The sequence below is a fragment of the Segatella copri genome, from assembly GCF_019249795.2.
GTDB lineage: Bacteria > Bacteroidota > Bacteroidia > Bacteroidales > Bacteroidaceae > Prevotella > Prevotella copri_B.
The window spans coordinates 271,913-286,869 of sequence record NZ_CP156891.1; the positions used below are offsets into that span (position 1 = coordinate 271,913).

Below are 14,957 nucleotides of genomic sequence, written 5' to 3' on the forward strand. Positions count from 1 at the left end.
CACTAATTAAAGTTTTATTGTTTTATTCAAGAGATAGTTATCCAAAATCACCATGGCAGCCATGGCTTCAACCACTGGCACGGCTCTTGGCAAAACGCAAGGATCATGACGGCCGCGGGCAGTCAGCATGGTGGCATTTCCTTCCAAATCTACCGTATTCTGCTCCATCAGCAGAGTAGCAATTGGCTTAAAGGCAACACGGAAATAGATGTCCTGACCATTGCTCAAACCGCCCTGTATTCCTCCGCTATGATTGCTCTTTGTTGTAATACGGGCAGCAATATCCTGATTCACAGCAGCATCAGCTGGCGTCTCTGCAGCATCAGCCTTCGGGATAAAGACATCATTCTGCTCACTTCCGCGGGCAGTAACTCCGGCAAATCCCTCACCATATTCAAAACCCTTCACGGCGTTAATGCCAAGCATGGCAGCACCCAGTTGGGCATGAAGCTTGCCAAATTCAGGCTCGCCCAATCCTACCGGGCAACCCTTGATGACGCAAGTGATGATTCCACCAATCGTATCGCCGTCGGCCTTAACCTGGGCGATGAGATCTTCCATCTCCTTCGCCTTCCGCTGGTCAGGACAGCGCACCGGATTATCTTCTATGGTGTTAAGGTCATACAGATGATAATCTTTCTCCAGCGCGATGCTGCCCACCTGCGATGTATAGGCCGTGATGCTGATGCCCAACTGTCGCAAGGCAAGTTTAGCCAAAGCTCCGCCTACGCATCGGGCAATGGTGATGCGGGCTGAAGAACGGCCGCCGCCACGATAGTCGCGTACGCCATACTTCTCGTGATAGGTGAAATCTGCGTGAGAAGGGCGGAAGAGACAGCGCATGTTCTCATAGTCCTGAGAATGCTGGTTCTGGTTACGCACCTCAAAGCCGATAGGGGTTCCTGTTGATTTGCCTTCGAACACACCACTCAGAAACTCTACCTTGTCAGCTTCCTTTCTGGCCGTAGTGATGTGGCTCTGTCCTGGGCGTCGGCGGTTCAGCTCGCTCTGGATAAAGTCCATGTCGATTTCTATGCCTGCAGGAAATCCGTCAATAACGCCTCCTACAGCTATTCCATGACTCTCTCCAAACGTAGTGAGAGTGAAAAGATTGCCAAATGTATTCCTCATTACCTTAATATATTATAAAGGTGTTTATTACTTGTTGCAGCCGCCTTCGCAACCACCTTCACAACCACCTTCACAGTTGCCATCCTTGCAGTCGCCGCCGCAGTTGTCGCAGCCACCTGAGCAGCCGCCACCTTCGCCGCTGATCATCTGAGCCATCTTGGCAATCTCCTCAGCAGTAGCCTCGCGGCTCTCGAGAATCTGGCCGCAGAAGTTGAGCTTCAAGCCAGCCAATGGGTGGTTCAGGTCGCAGGTTACCTTTGTATCGCTGATGTTCTTCACTACTGCGTTGAAGTGGTTGCCATCCTCGTTCTGCAATGGGATGATAGCGCCTACCTGTACGTGCTGTGCATCAAACTGGCCGTTGATGGTAAAAATCTGCTTGTCGAGCTCCAGTACGCGCTCATCATAGTGCTGTCCGTAAGCCTGCTCTGGGTCCAGCTGGAAGTCGAACTCATCACCTTTAGCCAGGTCTACCACCTTCTCTTCGAAAGCTGGCAGGGTAACACCCATACCGCTGATGAAGATGAACGGACGCTCGTCGGTTGTGCGCTCGATGAGCATTTCCTCGCCGTTGTCACCATTAGTTACATCATACAGTGCGTATGAAACTACAATAAACTTGTTTTTGTTGTTTGTTTCCATTTCTATATTTATTTTTTATTATTTCTTTTTCTTTTCTGAATGCTTACGCTCTTTACCATCTCCATGCGCTCCAGATAGATAGGGCGCCATTTGTCGATGATGTCCTGCAGACTTTTGCTCTTCTGCGAGAGTTCAGCATATTCCTCGCCGTCGGTCAGATTCTCTTTCTTGAGATCCAGCATTCGGGCGATGAGCTGCTTCTGGTGTTCCTCAGCCGCCTTGAGCTGGTTGCCCAGTTTCTCGAGACTTTCCATAAAGGCGAGTGCCTTGTCTATATGATTTTCCTGTACCATTTTGCTTGTTTTATAGGTTGAATCTTTTGCAAAGGTACAAATAATAATTGGTATAAACGAAGAAAAAGGGCTTTTTTTTTGATGATATTACAAAATGATAGAGAAAATGTAATATCTCTAACGTTCTGATGCCTATTTCGGTGTGTTGTTGTTGATTTAAGTCAAGAAATAGGCGGAAAACTGAAAATATCCCAAGAAATGTTTGCGCACACAGAGAAAAGTTCTTATCTTTGCAGCGTCTTAAAGAAAAAGACTATAGGATAATGTTTAACAGAGCCGGCGTCTACGGATGTGCAGGACTCACAAAGTAAAGAAAGGTAAAAAGATTATGAAGAAGATTATGGTATTAGCAGTAGCTATGTTTGCAATGGCAACAGCTACTTTCGCAGCAGAAGAGGAGACAAATGCAACAGCAGCTTACAACATGAATGTAAAGATGTCTAGCTTGGCAGATGCTTTGAGCTTGAACATCGACCAGGTAGAGGCTGTAGCTGATGTACACAAGAACTTCACCGCAGACATGATGAATGCTGCAACAGCAAAGGGTGAGGAACGTTCTGCAATGATTGACAAGGCAGTTTTGAAGGATCTCAAGTACATGCACGTTATCTTGAACAACAGTCAGTATCGTAAGTACGTGATGCTTCTCAACACAACTCTTATCAATCGTGGTTTGAAGTAATCATCTTTTTATAGATGAGAAAAATAAGAGAGAGATTTAAAATAAGAATCCCAGTCAAGGTTTTATCCTGACTGGGATTTTTTTTGCTTTTGGGCCTTCAGTCCGTACTTAAACTATTTGCTAAACTTAGCTTCCTGATATGCGAAAGTTCAGTTAACTTGATAATCAGTCAATATCTATTAATTGGAAATGCTTGTTGAAGGTCAAATCCAATCCGTTAGCCAGTTCTACCTCGTATTCATTCTTGTTCATTTCTATCTTTTTCACCGATTGTCCTGCATAATTAGCCATCAGGTAATTCTTGATGGCTTGCGGAATCAGCTGGTCTGGCACGGTGGCCTGCTTGCAGTCAATCTCTGTAAGATTTCCCTTTTTGTCGAACTCCAGCTTCGTGCCATTCTGCAGAACCACGTCGTAGCTTCTGCTCACAACGCCCGACTCAATGGTAGCAAGCATCACCTTCTGACCATTGAAATGCTGGCTGAGTAAGGTCTGAGCCTTGGCAGGAAGTGCATTTACAGAGATAGGTTTGTCGTTGCCCGCATTCGCCACCATATTGCATGAAACCATGCAGCAGATGGCAATCATCAAAATTCGCAAAATTCTTTTCATACGCTACAAATTTTAAAATTATAATAACTAAGTTGTGATGAGTGCTTTAACCCATCACTTAAGAATTAGACGCAAATCGTGCCTGAAGGTTTAACTCTATCTTCTTTGCTGAACTTTTGCATGTGGTTCAAGTACGGGCTGACGACCCAAGTTTGGCTTAGAAAGCAGCATACTGCTTATCAGCTGTCTTTTGCAGCACCGTGCCAATGCTTCACGTTAGCGGAGAAAAAATCTTTCTGTTTCCATCAGATTATTTCAATTTACTCCTTTACGATTTCTTTTCCTGCTGCCTGCCAGCCAATAAAGCCGGAATCGAGTTCTATTACCTGATAGCCGTTCTTTGTCAATATAGCTGCGGCATTTTTGCTTCGCTTGCCGCTTCGGCAGTTCACGGCGATAGTCTTGCTTTTGGGAAGAGTGGCAGCGGCCTTCTGCTCGAAGTCTGATTTCAGTACGTCAATGTTGATTGCGCCCCGAATATGCCCATTGGCAAACTCCTCTGCGGTTCGTACGTCGAGACGGATTACTGCGGTGTCAGCGATGGCTTTCTCATAGTCATCTGCCGACAGACTCTTATAGCCCTTATTTTGCGCCTGACAAGAATACAGGCTTGATAGCATGGTTATAATGCTCATGATAAATATTTTCTTCATTCTCTAATCTTTTAATAATTATGCGCCTATAATCTAGGAGGATAAGCCATGCTCAACCCCCTACATTCTTGCAATATATCTGCAAAAATACAAAAAATATTCAGAAAGTTGATGATATGGATGGATTTTGTTGGCTGGGCGAACTCGATTTAACCTTATTTTATACGATAGAGGGATATTTTGATAATCTGAAATCCTTAATGACCGAAAATGACCGCGACCGAAAATGACCGCTCTCCTCATGAGGTGAGCGGTCGTTTTTGTTCTTTATCCCATGCAGCTCGTTACTCCGAGCGTAGTAGCGATAGCGGTCAGAATGCTGATGGCTACCTGCAGAATTGTTTTCCAAGTGTTCGCTTTCATCTTTTTAATGTTTAAAGTTTAGTGTTTCATGTTTACTTTTTGGGGGCGGATAGGCTGGGCTAGGGGCTAGCACCCTAGCCAGTCTATCCTTTGGCTATTCAAGGCCGTCGCCAGTATCGTCCTTGCCGGTAGTACCGCCGCCTGATTCAGAGCCTTGGCCGTCGCTGCCGGTCTGACCGGTGTTTGAACCACCTGGGGTAGAACCGCCTGGCGTATTATCCGGAGTGGTTGGGGCGTTGAGGTCAACGTTGGTCTTACCCTCCTTAATCGCCTTGATAACGGCTGCCTGAGCACTGCGGCTGGCTACGAGGTTGAACTCGGCGTCATCGCGAAGGTTCTTAAACTCCTGACCAGGCTCCCACTGAACCTTCACGCCGGTGATGTTCTGCGCGGTGAACTTGTCGGCATCCTCAGCACCCTTTGAGGTGAGAAGGAGAGAGAAATCACCAAGATCGCCCAGACGGATTTTCTTGCCCTCAAGCAACATCTCACGCATGCAGTCTACGGCGATGTAGAGGATGGCGCTGATGTCGGCTCTCGAATAAACACTTCCATGAGAGGTGATGTGCTTGGCAAACTTCTCGATGGTCATGATGTCGGTGTACTGCGAGATGGCGAAAGCGTTCTGCTTCTCAGTCTTCACGAGTTCCAGGTCCTTTGGGTCAGGGGTAGTTCCCTCCTTCTTCGCCTGGTTGATGCGTGATTTCGCCTGGTTGATTTCCAGAAGATTTGCGTTCACGCTACGCATTACGATGCTGTAATTAATCATACTATGTTATGCTTTAAAGAGTTTATTTAATCACAATTTCCCAGATGCTTTTTCTTGTCCTTTTCAGAGTCTTCATTAATGACCGGTGCCTGTCATCTTTTGCTCCCTGCCTCGGTCTTCATAGATGACCGCCTTTAGGTACAAAATAGCTTTCTTTCGATTGCTGGTGCAAAGGTACGAAAAAGCGCTGTAGGAAGCAATACTTTTCCGGCAACTTGAATTCAGTTTTCCGGAATCTTGTGAAATGGAGTCTTTCGAGAGTAGGTGAGGGGAGTAGTGGCAACGGGCTGCATCCGGTCATTAGTGACCGGTCATTATCGGTCATTAAGAAAAATCACTTCCGGTTATTTAGCCCCTATAATATATATTAAAAATATTTAATATATATTATAGCTCTCTTTTTCGCCCCCGAAAACCTTAATGACCGAAAATGACCGGGCATTAATGACCGCTAGATGAACTTGTGAGTTTCTACCTGATATAGTTTTTTGTGTATGTCTGAATGTGTTGGTTATTAGTGCGTTATGTGTATTTTGCTATATTCATACTCTAATATTTTGTGTATAATAATTATCTACATATTAAGTCGTTTTAGTTAGCTGATATGTTGTTCGATTCTACATTTTTATCCTTGTTTCCTGTTGCATTTTGTCAAAAATACGTCATGTTATAGGCGGATTTAATGTCCGAGGAGGGGCATTTTTTACCCTTAGAAGAGGGGGTAAAATACCTTCCTAACCCCCTAATTTTTGCATCTTATCTTCTAAAACGCAAAAAAATGCGGATTTTCGCATCATTTCCGTTACTATTTTCTGTAGTAAGGATATTATACATACATATATATAAACACTCCTTTTAATCGTTGTAGGAGATGATATAACGACATTTTAGTATCTTGTGTTTTTCTTTACAAAACAACAAAAACGCCCTATAAAAGAACGCAAACTCACATCCCCGTTATTTGGTATATTTGGGGCTCTTATCTCCAAATTTTGCAAGAAATCAGAGTAAATTGAGCCCCAAATATACCTTTCCTCATCGTTTTCAGTACCTATTTATATTATATATGATACTTATTTTGGTAGTGGCGCTTAGATTTAACAGGGGCTCCATGGAAGGAACCGCTGCCCATACCGCTGCCACGAAGACTCTCATGGAAGCCTGAACCACCGCTGTATTCACCCCAGCGGGCTCTGATTCTATCCACATAATCTACCGTCTCCGTGCCTCGCATGTAACCGTATTTCACCACCGGGTCTGTGTAATAAGCCGGTTGAGAAAGGCGCAGAATATAATTGCGAATTACGCCCCAATTGTGCGGATTCTGACCATGTTTGCGAGCCAGCGACATCGCATCTCTGATGTGGAAATAGCCACCATTATAAGAAGCAAGGGCAAAAAGCATGCGCTGGGACGGGTCGCCCACGTCAGAAAAATGCCCCTGCAGTTCCGCCATATATCTGGCTGCCGCAGCCACATTCGCCTCAGGTTCATGAATCATGCTCATCGGCAAACCCAGATGGGCAGCCGTGCCTGGCATAATCTGCATCAGTCCGCAAGCTCCAGCCCATGACTTCGCATTCGGGTCAAAACAGCTCTCCTGATAACATTGGGCAGCCATCAGACGCCAGTCCATGCGAGCCGTTCCGCTATAGCGCTGGAAGAGGTGGTCGTAGCGGGAAATAACACCCTTAGAACGGTTCAGAAATGGTGAATAAACGTGGCGGCGCACGCTGGCAGAAGAAAGCAGCCACGATTCTTCCTGCTTGACCTGAGCAATCAGCTTAGGCTTAAACCAGCCGTTCAGGGTGTCGGCAAGACTCTTGTTGCCGTTCTGCACAGCCCATTGGGTTCGGGTACTGTCGGGCGTAACACCACAGAACAGCAGGTTGCCTCTGGTCTGTTTTCGGGGTAGGGGCACGGCAATCACATCACCTTCTCCCTTCTCCAGTTTGCGTACCATTTCAGCCGTATCCTTACATTCTTCTACGCGTAACGACACGCCGATCTGCTGGGCAAACTTCTCGCAGAGCAGATATTGCAGTCCCATTCCGTGGCTGCGGTAATCATAATAGGTAGTAGGGCCGTTAACGGTAAGCATGATGAGCTCACCATTGGCCTGAATATCTTCGAGCGAAAGCCCCTTGCTGGTTGAAGCAGGTTTCTTTTCATCACCATCAGCCCCATCAGAGTTGTCAGCATGCTCCATTTCGCCTACAGGAGTTCCCCATGGCGTAAGCTCCTGCTGCGGTTTCTTGTCGGCACAGGCAGCGAGCAAAAATAGTGCATATAATGCGTATAAATATCCTTTATTCTTCATTTCAGCTGCAAAAGTACGAAATATTTTGCACATAAGTGAGAAATTATTTGTTTATTCTAATAAAAATATGTACTTTTGCAATGTTTTTCAAACAAAATATAGAAATATGTTACGAATAGCAGTACAAAGTAAGGGTCGTCTTTTCGACGACACCATGAATCTTTTAGCAGAGGCTGACATCAAAGTAAGCGCCTCTAAACGCACCCTCCTGGTGCAGTCAAGCAACTTTCCTCTCGAAGTTCTCTACCTTCGTGATGATGATATTCCTCAGAGCGTAGCCTCTGGTGTGGCAGATATCGGAATCGTGGGCGAGAACGAGTTTGTAGAGCGTGGAGAGAATGCGCAGATTATTGACCGTCTGGGTTTCAGCAAGTGCCGCCTGAGCCTCGCCATTCCTAAGAAGATTGATTATCCGGGATTGCAATGGTTCAACGGCAAGAAGATTGCTACTTCTTACCCTAACATCTTGCGCAAGTTTATGAAGAAGAATAATATCAATGCCGACATCCATGTCATTACGGGTTCTGTAGAAATCAGTCCGGGCATCGGTTTGGCTGACGGTATTTTCGATATTGTAAGTTCAGGTTCTACTCTGGTCAGCAACAATCTTGCTGAGGTTGAGGTGGTGATGAAGAGCGAGGCTCTGCTCATCGGCAACTGGAACATGGACGAGGAGAAGCATGAGATTCTGAACGAGATGCTGTTCCGCTTCGAGGCTGTACGTTCTGCACAGGACAAGAAGTACGTGATGATGAATGCTCCTAAGGAAAAGGTTCAGGAGATTACAGAAGTATTGCCAGGCATCAAGAGTCCTACGATTATCCCATTGGCTGATGAGGAATGGTGCTCTATCCACACCGTGCTGGATGAGAAGCGTTTCTGGGAAATCATAGGCAAGTTGAAGGAACTCGGTGCACAGGGCATCCTGGTAACACCAATCGAAAAAATGATATTGTAATAATGTGTAGTGTTTAATGTGTAATGTTTATTTAGAGACATTATGCGTTAAAAACTAAACATTAAACATTAATAATTAAATATTAATAAAAGGAATGAAGGTAATAAAGTATCCTGCAAAGGAGGAATGGAGCGAGATTGTAAAACGCCCACACCTGGATGTTTCGCAGCTGAATGCGACCGTACAAGGTGTACTCGACGATGTGAAAAACCATGGCGACGAAGCCGTGAAGCGTTACGAGGAGAAGTTTGATCATGCCCATCTCGATTCTTTGGCTGTGACTGAAGCTGAAATCGAAGAGGCTGAGAAAATGGTTTCTCAAGAACTGAAAGACGCTTTGCACCTCGCCCATCATAACATTGCCGCATTCCATCATAGCCAGAAGTTTGATGGTGTAAAGGTTGAAACTTGCCCTGGTGTAACCTGCTGGCAGAAGAGTGTGGCTATAGAGAAGGTGGGATTGTATATCCCGGGAGGTACTGCTCCTCTCTTTAGCACCGTTCTGATGCTGGCTACTCCTGCCAAGATTGCGGGATGTAAAGAAATAGTACTATGTACTCCTCCTAATAAAGAAGGCAAGGTGAACCCGGCTATCCTCATGGCGGCAAAGATTGCGGGCGTAAGCAAGATCTTTAAGGCGGGTGGCGTTCAGGCTATCGGAGCCATGGCATACGGTACGGAGAGCGTGCCTAAGGTTTATAAGATTTTCGGTCCGGGCAACCAGTTTGTCATGGCTGCCAAGCAGCAGGTTTCCCTGCACGATGTGGCTATAGACATGCCTGCCGGTCCGTCTGAAGTTTGTCTTATTGCCGACGAAACAGCCAACCCTGTGTTTGCTGCTGCCGACCTGTTGTCGCAGGCTGAACATGGTTTCGATTCTCAGGTTTTCTTCATTACTACATCTGAAAAAGTGTTGGATGATGTAAAGAATGAAGTTGAAGTGCAACTTGAACGTTTGCCACGTAAAGAGATGGCACAGACCTCGTTAGACAACTCTAAGTTTATCCTCGTGAAGACTGAAGAAGAGGCAATCGACCTCTGTAATACTTATGCGCCGGAGCATCTGATTATCGCCACAGCCGATTACGAGCAGCTGGCAGAAAAAGTTGTGAATGCAGGTAGTGTATTCCTCGGAAACTATGCGTGCGAAAGTGCAGGCGACTATGCAAGCGGTACGAACCATACCTTGCCAACCCATGGTTATGCTTTGGCTTACAACGGAGTGAACCTGGACAGTTATAATCGCAAAATCACCTTCCAGCATCTAACAGAAGAAGGTATTCGTAACATTGGAAATGCTGTAGTGACCATGGCGGAAAATGAGCAATTGGAAGCTCATGCCAATGCGATGAGACTGAGAGTGAACAGTTTGAAACAATAGGGTAAAAAGGGAAGTTGTAAAAATACTTCTTAATAGCTTTTGAAAGAAAAATGAAAGAATTGAAAGATTTGTGCCGAGAGAACATCTGGAATCTGGCACCTTACAGTTGCGCCCGTACGGAGTTTGCAGGCAGAAATGCCCGCGTCTTCCTCGATGCCAACGAAAATCCATATAATGACCCTTACAATCGCTATCCTGATCCGCTGCAGGTTGAACTGAAGAAGCAGATCAGCAAGATTAAGGGTGTGGCTGAAGAGAAAATCTTCCTGGGCAACGGTTCTGACGAGGCCATCGATTTGGTTTACCGTGTATTCTGCCGCCCGGGCAAGGATAATGTAGTAGCGATTGCACCTACTTACGGAATGTATGAAGTTTGTGCAGACATCAACGATGTGGAGTATCGTTCTGTATTGCTTGATGAAAATTATCAGATTTCTGCCGGAAAACTGCTGGCAGCCTGCGATGAACAGACAAAGGTTATCTGGTTCTGCAGTCCGAACAATCCTACGGGTAATCACATTAACCGCGAGGCTATCGTAGAGGTGTTGCAGAAATTCCAGGGTATTGTCATCATCGACGAAGCCTACAGCGATTTCTCTTCGGAGCGCACATTCCGCAGCGTACTCGACAGATTTCCCAACATGATTGTGCTCAACACCATGAGTAAGGCATGGGGCTGTGCAGCCCTCCGTTTGGGAATGGCTTTTGCGAGCAAGGAGATTGTTGACATATTCAATAAGGTGAAATATCCTTATAACGTCAATCTGCTTACTCAGGAGCATGCGCTGGAAGTGATGAAGAATCCGCTGAAGGTTGACGAATGGGTGAAGAACATCCTGCAGGAGCGTTCTAAGGTAATGGCTGCATTCCTGGATCTGCCTATCTGCGAGAAGGTTTATCCTACTGATGCAAACTTCTTCCTGGCTAAAATGACCGACGCCAATGCCATCTATAATTATCTGGTGGCACAAGGCATTATCGTAAGAAACCGCAACAAGGTTCAGTTGTGTGGCAACTGTCTGAGAATTACGATAGGAAACAAGAGCGAGAATGCTGAATTACTCGGTGCTTTGAGACAGTACTAAATTATTTTGGAAAAGTTCAGTATATAATATGAAAGAGGGTGAGTCATAAATATATGATTCACCCTCTTTTTAGCATTTATCTTCTTCTGCCTCTACCTTCATTTCTTCCTTGATTTCCACGACCTTGATTTCCACGGCCGCCGCGTTCGTTCTTATCCCCGCTGTTGTAGCGGTTCTTGCGACTGTGGTTGTCGTTGTCGAAATTAGGGTTGAAGCTCTTTTTCTTCTTGTTCTTGAAGAAGCCGGCACCTCCGCTTAATGGGCGGCCTTCGTTCAGATATTTATCTTCATCATAGCAGCCTACATTTCCGAAACCCTTTGGTGCATAGCGGTCAGACGCATTTCTGCCAGTTCCACGCTTGCCTTTAGCACCTTTTCCTACACCAGGATTATCGTATGTAGAACCTATCGCCTTATCGTCATAATGCGTCTTCTTACCCTTGAAACTGCCACCCATGCTCTTCCTGTCGTAGAGTTTGTCGATGAGGTCGGCTCTGCCTATCCGGCGAAGTTCACTCTCGATGGCGCGGCGCTCTTCAGGCTTGTACCAGAAGAAGAACATGCGCTGGGCAAGCTTCTCTTTCTGAGTCTTGGCGCTGAAGACCGGCTCCAGGGTGTAAGGATCGTAACCCGTGTACCAGGTCTCGGTAGAAATGGTCATAGGAGTAGGGGTGAAATCCTGCACCTGCTCCAGATGGAAATCCAGTCCCTTCGTAATGACGGCAAGTTCGGCCATGTCTTCTTCATGACAGCCCGGATGCGAACTGATGAAGTAAGGAATTATCTGCTGGTTAAGACCTTCTTCCTTGTTGATCTTGTCGAAGATGCGCTTGAACTCGTAGAAGAGGTCGAACGATGGCTTGCGCATGAACTTCAAGACCTCCGGACTCGTATGTTCGGGAGCCACCTTCAGTCGGCCGCTCACGTGCTTGGTAATCAGTTCGCGCGTGTATTCTCTAGCCGCCTGATTCACCTTTTCGTCCTTGCTCTTATGCAGCAGAAGGTCGTAACGCACACCACTACCAATGAAACTCTTCTTGATTCCCGGCAAAGCATCTACAGCATGATAAATCTCCAGAAGCTTGCTGTGGTCGGTATTGAGGTTCGGACAAATCTGAGGGTTTACACACGACGGGCGCTTGCACACTTCGCAGGCTTTCTGATTCTTGCCGTGCATTCCGTACATGTTGGCAGAAGGACCGCCCAAATCGCTCAGATAGCCCTTGAAATCAGGCATCTGGATGATTTTCTTCACCTCCTTCAGAATGCTCTCCTTGCTGCGGCAAACCACGAATTTACCCTGATGGGCAGAAATGGTGCAGAAAGAACAGCCGCCGAAACAGCCACGATGAAGGTTCACGGAGAACTTGATCATCTCGTAGGCAGGAATGGTCTTGCCCTTGTATTTAGGATGAGGCAAACGCGTATAAGGCAGGTCGAAAGCCGCATCCAGTTCCGCGGTAGTCATCAGCGGGAAAGGCGGATTCACCACTACATATTTGCCGTCAACTTCCTGAATCATGCGCTGAGCATGCATCTTGTTGGCTTCTTCCTCCAGATGGCGCACGTTCTCAGCCTGTCCCTTCTTGTTGTGGAGACATTCTTCGTGGCTGTGGAGGATGATGTCATCGTCCTTGAAACCGCCCGGAATCTCACTTTCCTTGCAGTAGAAAACCACCTGCGGCATTTCGTGGATTTGGCTAAGCGTCTTGCCTTCTGCAAAGGCATTGGCTAGTTCTACGATAGAACGTTCGCCCATTCCGTAGAGAATGAGGTCGGCGCCCGAATCGCAGAGAATGCACTTGCGGAGCTCGTCTTTCCAATAGTCGTAGTGGCTGATGCGGCGCAACGAAGCCTCAATACCGCCTAGTGCTACAGGTACGTCGGGAAAGAGTTTCTTCAGTATCTGCGTATAGACGATAGACGGATAGTCGGGGCGCATGTCGTGGCGGGAGTCGGGACTGAAAGCGTCCTCGCTACGCATGCGGCGGTTGGCCGTGTAGCGGTTCACCATCGAGTCCATGGCACCCGGAGAAACACCAAAGAAGAGGCGAGGGCGACCGAGTTTCTTGAAGTCTCGGAAATCGCCGTGCCAGTCGGGCTGGGGAACGATGGCTACCCGATAGCCGTTGGCTTCCAGTATTCGTCCGAGGATGGCAGGGCCGAAGGATGGGTGGTCAACGTAAGCATCTCCTGAAAAGAGGATGACATCGAGTTCGTCCCATCCGCGCAACTCGCATTCTTTCTTGGTGGTAGGTAAGAAATCTGTTAACTTATAATCCATTCAATATTTTTTAATCATTTACTGCGTCTGGTTCTGCATCTGCTGCAGCCTCAGCCTGCTTCTTGTCTTTCCAGTCTACGTAGAGCAGAACGAGGTTGTGAAGACCGAGCGCCTTCATGTTCTGATTGTAGATGACGTCGAGACAGAGATCGAGCAACTCCTTATCTTTGATGTCGCTGCTCTCGAGGAGTGAACGCACATTAAGTTTCAGTTTATCGAGCACTTCCTCGTCGATAATGCCGTTGCTGTCTACGAGGTTGCGGAGTAACTGATACTTTTCGATGGTCTCTAAATGCTGGTCGCTCACTTCGATAGAGCGAGTGCCAGACTGGTTGGCTTGAATCTTATACATAAGCTTAAAATTTTTTATCTGTTTTACTTTTAATCAATACTGCGTTAAATTAACATTTAATCGTCTGTAAATCAATAACTTATATTAAGAAATGCTTATGAAAACTTAACTATAAAAAGTTGGTCAAGTCACTGATTTTCAGTAACTTTGCAAATCACGACAAACGCAAAATTATATGAATATAGGACTTGACCAATATATGGATATCTTTAAAGATGCAGTTGAAGATTCGGCTGCAAAGTTAACAAAAAGTTTCGAGAAAATACTCATCGAGGTGATAATTTTGTTCATGGTAATACCAAGAAAGATAAATTTCACCCAAATGGGGAGGTATGGCTCGCATGTTGAGCAAACCTATCGCAACGCATTCGGCTTAAAAAAGTCGAAAAGCATTGACTGGCTCAAACTTAATGTCTCACTTGCCAAGCGCTTCTTTGGTAAACAGGGAAGATGGGCTATTGCCATTGATCCCAGCTACATCAGCAAAGCTGGCAAGAAGACTCCACATATCGGTCGTTTTTGGTCGGGATGTGCACAGTCTGTTAAACATGGTCTCGAAATCATGGGTATTGGCCTCATTGATATTGATGCCAAAGACTGCATGATGTTAAAAGCACACCAGTCGCTAAGTAATAAAGAACTGAGTCTTAGAAACAAGACAATGGTAGATTTCTATATCGGCGTCATTAAGCGTTATCGCAAGGAACTTCTCAAACTCTCAACCCTCATAGTTGCAGATGCTTACTTCTCTACAAGTACATTTGTTAATGGGATAAAGAAAGAAGGGTTCTCTTTGATAAGCCGCTTTCGTGACAATGCTTGTCTCTTTTATGTCTATGCTGGTCCACGTACTGGAAAACGTGGTCGCCCAAAGACCAAGGATGGCAAGATTGATATGAAGAATCTTGACCTCACTCGAATGGAGAAGATGGAGATGAAAGATATAGAAGGAATAGCTTATACTTTGATAGCCTATTCCAAGGCACTCAGGTGTAAAGTTAGACTTGTCATCTGGCAGATGCCGAATGGCAAGAAGAAACTATTCTTCTCTACAGACACCTCACTTTCGGGTGAAGAAGTACTTCTTTATTATAGAACCAGGTTCCAGATCGAATTTTGCTTTCGTGACGCCAAAGGCTATACTGGTCTTATGGACTGCCAGGCTCGCGATAAGTGGAAACTCGATTTTGCTTTCAATGCTTCGTTCACATCACTAAATGTTGCCAAGGTAACTATGAAGGAGATGGGAATGGAATATTCTATGTCTTCATTCAAGTCACTGATGACCAACATTTATATGGTGAAACGAATTTTTAAAGCAAGCGGGTACACCCCGAACCGAACTTTAATTAGCAAGATTTTCAAAGATCTCTCGTGCTTACAGCGTATAGCTGCTTAGCACATTATTGAATTATTAACGAACTATTGTTTA

General features: G+C 45.8%; 15 protein-coding genes. 5 read left to right on the forward strand and 10 right to left on the reverse strand.

All coding sequences use genetic code 11. The annotated features are described in order from the left end of the window. Positions 1 to 6: 6 nt before the first annotated feature. Genes aroC through KUA48_RS01215 form a run of 3 tightly spaced genes read right to left on the reverse strand, consistent with a single transcriptional unit; the run spans position 7 to position 2,066 of the window. A complete protein-coding gene (gene aroC, locus KUA48_RS01205; RefSeq protein WP_218433014.1) occupies positions 7 to 1,131 on the reverse strand; it encodes a chorismate synthase in 1,125 nt (374 codons plus the stop codon). A gap of 27 nt (positions 1,132 to 1,158) precedes the next feature. After that, positions 1,159 to 1,773 carry a peptidylprolyl isomerase gene (locus KUA48_RS01210; protein ID WP_153072472.1) on the reverse strand — a complete coding sequence of 205 codons (615 nt, stop codon included), beginning with the start codon at positions 1,771 to 1,773 and terminating at the stop codon, positions 1,159 to 1,161. Between the two features lie 8 nt (positions 1,774 to 1,781). Then, positions 1,782 to 2,066, reverse strand: coding sequence for a hypothetical protein (locus KUA48_RS01215; RefSeq protein ID WP_006846647.1), 285 nt, complete (start codon positions 2,064 to 2,066; stop codon positions 1,782 to 1,784). Between the two features lie 328 nt (positions 2,067 to 2,394). Between KUA48_RS01215 and KUA48_RS01220 the strand changes: the two genes are divergently transcribed. Next, positions 2,395 to 2,748, forward strand: coding sequence for a hypothetical protein (locus KUA48_RS01220; RefSeq protein ID WP_118152866.1), 354 nt, complete (start codon positions 2,395 to 2,397; stop codon positions 2,746 to 2,748). A 165-nt stretch (positions 2,749 to 2,913) separates the two neighbouring features. Here the strand turns inward: KUA48_RS01220 and KUA48_RS01225 are convergent, their stop codons facing one another. From KUA48_RS01225 to KUA48_RS01245, 5 genes are all read right to left on the reverse strand, one after another. Beyond that, positions 2,914 to 3,360 carry a PepSY-like domain-containing protein gene (locus KUA48_RS01225; protein ID WP_228112360.1) on the reverse strand — a complete coding sequence of 149 codons (447 nt, stop codon included), beginning with the start codon at positions 3,358 to 3,360 and terminating at the stop codon, positions 2,914 to 2,916. 260 nt (positions 3,361 to 3,620) lie between these two features. Further along, positions 3,621 to 4,013, reverse strand: a complete 393-nt coding sequence (locus KUA48_RS01230; RefSeq protein WP_119227164.1) for a rhodanese-like domain-containing protein — start codon at positions 4,011 to 4,013, stop codon at positions 3,621 to 3,623. Between the two features lie 267 nt (positions 4,014 to 4,280). After that, positions 4,281 to 4,376 carry a smalltalk protein gene (locus tag KUA48_RS01235; RefSeq protein ID WP_153073226.1) on the reverse strand — a complete coding sequence of 32 codons (96 nt, stop codon included), beginning with the start codon at positions 4,374 to 4,376 and terminating at the stop codon, positions 4,281 to 4,283. Between the two features lie 94 nt (positions 4,377 to 4,470). Beyond that, a complete protein-coding gene (locus KUA48_RS01240; RefSeq protein ID WP_215652773.1) occupies positions 4,471 to 5,145 on the reverse strand; it encodes an HU family DNA-binding protein in 675 nt (224 codons plus the stop codon). Between the two features lie 1,060 nt (positions 5,146 to 6,205). Next, positions 6,206 to 7,465, reverse strand: a complete 1,260-nt coding sequence (locus KUA48_RS01245; protein ID WP_153088653.1) for a transglycosylase SLT domain-containing protein — start codon at positions 7,463 to 7,465, stop codon at positions 6,206 to 6,208. Between the two features lie 106 nt (positions 7,466 to 7,571). Between KUA48_RS01245 and hisG the strand changes: the two genes are divergently transcribed. The 3 genes from hisG (at position 7,572) to hisC (ending at position 10,889) form a co-directional block, all read left to right on the forward strand. Continuing rightward, a complete protein-coding gene (gene hisG, locus KUA48_RS01250; protein WP_218433007.1) occupies positions 7,572 to 8,423 on the forward strand; it encodes an ATP phosphoribosyltransferase in 852 nt (283 codons plus the stop codon). A gap of 94 nt (positions 8,424 to 8,517) precedes the next feature. Beyond that, entirely contained in the window at positions 8,518 to 9,804 is a 1,287-nt protein-coding gene (hisD, locus tag KUA48_RS01255; protein WP_117586169.1) for a histidinol dehydrogenase, read from the forward strand. 50 nt (positions 9,805 to 9,854) lie between these two features. Then, positions 9,855 to 10,889, forward strand: a complete 1,035-nt coding sequence (gene hisC, locus KUA48_RS01260) for a histidinol-phosphate transaminase (protein ID WP_118152483.1) — start codon at positions 9,855 to 9,857, stop codon at positions 10,887 to 10,889. Between the two features lie 76 nt (positions 10,890 to 10,965). Here the strand turns inward: hisC and KUA48_RS01265 are convergent, their stop codons facing one another. Both KUA48_RS01265 and KUA48_RS01270 read right to left on the reverse strand, forming a co-directional pair. Then, a complete protein-coding gene (locus KUA48_RS01265; RefSeq protein WP_218414778.1) occupies positions 10,966 to 13,173 on the reverse strand; it encodes a YgiQ family radical SAM protein in 2,208 nt (735 codons plus the stop codon). 10 nt (positions 13,174 to 13,183) lie between these two features. Further along, entirely contained in the window at positions 13,184 to 13,525 is a 342-nt protein-coding gene (locus tag KUA48_RS01270) for a hypothetical protein (RefSeq protein ID WP_117586171.1), read from the reverse strand. A gap of 175 nt (positions 13,526 to 13,700) precedes the next feature. Here KUA48_RS01270 and KUA48_RS01275 point away from each other — a divergent pair, with 175 nt between their 5' ends. Then, complete coding sequence (locus KUA48_RS01275) at positions 13,701 to 14,924, forward strand: transposase (RefSeq protein ID WP_369503300.1); 1,224 nt, start codon at positions 13,701 to 13,703, stop codon at positions 14,922 to 14,924. Positions 14,925 to 14,957 lie beyond the last annotated feature (33 nt).

Bases quoted from the DNA above. Each gene is read 5' to 3' on its own strand.
- aroC (WP_218433014.1), bottom strand. From the start codon at position 1,131: ATGAGGAATACATTTGGCAATCTTTTCACTCTCACTACGTTTGGAGAG.
- KUA48_RS01210 (WP_153072472.1), bottom strand. From the start codon at position 1,773: ATGGAAACAAACAACAAAAACAAGTTTATTGTAGTTTCATACGCACTG.
- KUA48_RS01215 (WP_006846647.1), bottom strand. From the start codon at position 2,066: ATGGTACAGGAAAATCATATAGACAAGGCACTCGCCTTTATGGAAAGT.
- KUA48_RS01220 (WP_118152866.1), top strand. From the start codon at position 2,395: ATGAAGAAGATTATGGTATTAGCAGTAGCTATGTTTGCAATGGCAACA.
- KUA48_RS01225 (WP_228112360.1), bottom strand. From the start codon at position 3,360: ATGAAAAGAATTTTGCGAATTTTGATGATTGCCATCTGCTGCATGGTT.
- KUA48_RS01230 (WP_119227164.1), bottom strand. From the start codon at position 4,013: ATGAAGAAAATATTTATCATGAGCATTATAACCATGCTATCAAGCCTG.
- KUA48_RS01235 (WP_153073226.1), bottom strand. From the start codon at position 4,376: ATGAAAGCGAACACTTGGAAAACAATTCTGCAGGTAGCCATCAGCATT.
- KUA48_RS01240 (WP_215652773.1), bottom strand. From the start codon at position 5,145: ATGATTAATTACAGCATCGTAATGCGTAGCGTGAACGCAAATCTTCTG.
- KUA48_RS01245 (WP_153088653.1), bottom strand. From the start codon at position 7,465: ATGAAGAATAAAGGATATTTATACGCATTATATGCACTATTTTTGCTC.
- hisG (WP_218433007.1), top strand. From the start codon at position 7,572: ATGTTACGAATAGCAGTACAAAGTAAGGGTCGTCTTTTCGACGACACC.
- hisD (WP_117586169.1), top strand. From the start codon at position 8,518: ATGAAGGTAATAAAGTATCCTGCAAAGGAGGAATGGAGCGAGATTGTA.
- hisC (WP_118152483.1), top strand. From the start codon at position 9,855: ATGAAAGAATTGAAAGATTTGTGCCGAGAGAACATCTGGAATCTGGCA.
- KUA48_RS01265 (WP_218414778.1), bottom strand. From the start codon at position 13,173: ATGGATTATAAGTTAACAGATTTCTTACCTACCACCAAGAAAGAATGC.
- KUA48_RS01270 (WP_117586171.1), bottom strand. From the start codon at position 13,525: ATGTATAAGATTCAAGCCAACCAGTCTGGCACTCGCTCTATCGAAGTG.
- KUA48_RS01275 (WP_369503300.1), top strand. From the start codon at position 13,701: ATGAATATAGGACTTGACCAATATATGGATATCTTTAAAGATGCAGTT.